Annotated in this window: 2 protein-coding genes and 1 pseudogene; all 3 read left to right on the top strand. The window is 59.6% G+C overall.

What is annotated here, in order from left to right; genetic code table 11:
- Positions 1-361: pseudogene (locus RI563_RS11385) on the top strand (2-oxoglutarate dehydrogenase E1 component); the annotation flags it as partial.
- 24 nt (positions 362-385) lie between these two features.
- Positions 386-1,618 (top strand): 2-oxoglutarate dehydrogenase complex dihydrolipoyllysine-residue succinyltransferase, encoded by a 1,233-nt coding sequence (gene odhB, locus RI563_RS11380; protein ID WP_310694502.1) that lies wholly within the window; start codon positions 386-388, stop codon positions 1,616-1,618.
- Positions 1,619-1,645: 27 nt separating this feature from the next.
- A partial coding sequence (gene lpdA / locus RI563_RS11375) for a dihydrolipoyl dehydrogenase (RefSeq protein WP_310694501.1) occupies positions 1,646-3,039 on the top strand: 1,394 nt, incomplete at its 3' end.

Genomic DNA, 3,039 nt, shown 5'->3' with positions numbered 1-3,039 from the left:
ACGCCTGATTCTCTGCAGTGGCAAGGTCTATTACGATCTGGATCGCCAGCGTCAGCAGGATCGACGCGAAGATGTCGCGATCATTCGCATCGAACAACTTTACCCGTTTCCGGAAAAGGCGCTCAAAGCCGCGCTCAAACGTTACCCGAATGTGCAGGACTATATCTGGTGCCAGGAAGAACCCATGAATCAGGGCGCATGGTATTCAAGCCAACACCATATGCGCCGCGCCATCGGCGATGCGCATTACCTGCAGTATGCCGGTCGCCCGCTGATGGCTGCCCCGGCAGTCGGCTATCCGTCCCTGCACAGGCAACAACAGGAAAAACTGGTCGCCGACGCGCTGGGCGACCCCACCTGACAATAAAAGACAAAGGAATTGACCATGGCCATTGATATCAAGGTCGCACAGTTTCCCGAATCGGTCACCGAAGGCACGTTGATCGAGTGGCACAAACAACCGGGCGAGCCGGTGCGCCAGGACGAACTGCTGGCCGAGATTGAAACCGACAAGGTGGTGTTCGAGGTCAACGCCCCCGAAGACGGTGTGCTGGGTGACCTGCTCGTCCAGCAGGGCGACACGGTCAGCTCGGAACAGGTGATCGCCCGCATGCAGGCCGGTGACGTCCCCCAACCCGACACCGAATCGTCCGGGACGCCGGCAAAAACGAAAACCCCATCACAAACCGGGTCCACAGCCGAAGAAGAGCCCAAAATCGCTCCGGCGGCGAAAAAGCTGATTGCCGAGCACGAACTCGATGCCAGCCTTATCAAAGGCACGGGCAAGGGCAGGCGGATTCTCAAAGAAGACGTGCAGGCCTATCTCGAGCAAACCGACAAACCATCTGCTGCTGAAACAACCCAACAATCCCGGCCCGCTTCTTCCTCTCCCTCAACCAGTGATACAACAGAAGGTGAACGGCCGCAAAAACGGGTACCCATGAGTCGCCTGCGGGCGCGAGTCGCCGAACGACTGGTCGAGGTTCAACAAACCGCGGCAATCCTCACCACCTTCAACGAGATCGACATGCAGCCGGTGATGGATCTGCGCGCGCGTTATAAAGACAAGTTTGAAAAACAGCACGGGGTCAAACTCGGCTTCATGTCGTTTTTCGTCAAGGCCTGTCTCGAGGCGCTGCAGCGTTTCCCCGAGATCAACGCCTCGATCGACGGCGAGGAGATCGTCTATCACGGCTTTTACGACATCGGCATTGCGGTGGGCTCACCGCGCGGCCTCGTGGTCCCCATCCTGCGCGATGCCGACGCACTGAGCATGGCGGAGATCGAAAAACAGATCGCCGACTACGGCGAACGCGCCCAATCCGGCAAACTGTCGCTGGATGAGATTACCGGCGGCACCTTCTCGGTCACCAATGGCGGTATCTTCGGATCACTACTCTCCACACCGATCCTCAACCCGCCGCAAAGCGCTATCCTCGGCATGCACAAGATTGAAAAGCGGCCCGCGGTGGTCGAAGACGAGATCGTGATCCGGCCGATGATGTATGTCGCCCTGTCTTACGATCACCGCCTGGTGGATGGCCGCGAGGCGGTGCAGTTTCTGGTGACCATCAAGGAGTGCGTGGAAGATCCGGCCCGCATGCTGCTGGATGTATAACCGGGACCCATTTCAGGAATCGTTTTTATGAGTGAAGAGTATGATGTCATCGTGATCGGCGCCGGCCCGGCCGGTTATGTCGCCGCCATTCGCTGCGCCCAGCTGGGTTTGCAGGTCGCCTGCATCGATGACTATCTCGACGAGCGTAACAAGCCCTCGCCCGGCGGCACCTGCCTCAATGTCGGCTGCATTCCTTCAAAAGCCTTGCTGGAGTCCTCGCACCACTATCAACAGGCCCAAAACCAGTTTGCCGAACACGGTATCCGCGTCGGCCAACTGGAGCTGGATGTTGCGACCCTGCAAAAGCGCAAACAACAGGTAGTGCGGGATCTGACCGGTGGCATCCAGTCGCTGTTCAAGGCCAACAAGGTTGCCTTTCATCCCGGTCGCGGGACACTCAAACCGGATAACCGGGTGGAGGTCACCGACCATGACAACCATGCCACTACCTTGCATGCCGAACATGTCATTCTGGCCAGCGGCTCACGCCCGGTTGAACTGCCCTTTGCCCCGTTCGACGGCAAGCAGGTGGTCGACTCCACCGGCGCGCTGGCGTTCGACGCCGTCCCGCAACGCCTCGGCATTATTGGCGCTGGCGTAATTGGCCTGGAACTGGGCAGCGTCTGGCAACGCCTGGGCTCCGAGGTGGTGGTGCTCGAAGCGCAGGAGACCTTCCTGCCCGATGCCGACACGGCGATCGCCAAACAGGCGAACAAGCTGCTGGGCCAGCAAGGCCTCGGCATTCGCCTCGGTACCAAAGTCGATGCCATTAACACCGGCAAAACCGTCTCAGTGACATATACCAATAGCGAGGGTAGCCAGAGTCTGGAATTCGACAAACTGATCGTCGCGGTCGGTCGCCGTCCCAACAGCGCGGATCTGTGCGCCGACGATCTGACCCTGAGCACCGACGAACGCGGTTTTGTGCAGGTCGACGATCACTATCGCACTAATCTGGAAAAGGTCTATGCCGTCGGCGATCTGATTCCCGGCCCCATGCTCGCTCACAAGGGGATGGAGGAAGGCATGGCGGTGGCCGAACGGATTGCCGGACAATTTGCCGAAGTCGATTACGACAACATTCCGTTTGTGATCTACACCCACCCGGAGATCGCCTGGACCGGACGTACCGAGCAACAACTCAAAGACGCCGGCATCGATTACCGCGTCGGCCAGTTTCCCTTCAGTGCCAACGGTCGGGCGCGCGCCGCCGGCGACACTGACGGGTTGATCAAGGTCCTGGCCGATGCGCATACCGATCGCGTGCTGGGCGTGCATATGATCGGCCCGCAGGCCTCCGAGCTGATTGCTCAGGCGGTAATCGCCCGCGCCTTCGGCACCAGCAGCGAGGATCTGGCCCTGACAATGTTCGCACACCCGACACTGTCCGAGACCTTTCACGAAGCCACGCTGGATGTGGC

The sequence above is a fragment of the Thiohalophilus sp. genome (assembly GCF_031581315.1).
In the GTDB taxonomy this organism is placed as follows: Bacteria; Pseudomonadota; Gammaproteobacteria; order UBA6429; family Thiohalophilaceae; genus Thiohalophilus.
Note: the sequence above shows the minus strand (reverse complement) of the source record. Positions and strands in the feature narration are given on the sequence as shown.

Coding starts and splice junctions, on each gene's coding strand:
- odhB (WP_310694502.1), top strand. CDS start 386: ATGGCCATTGATATCAAGGTCGCACAGTTTCCCGAATCGGTCACCGAA.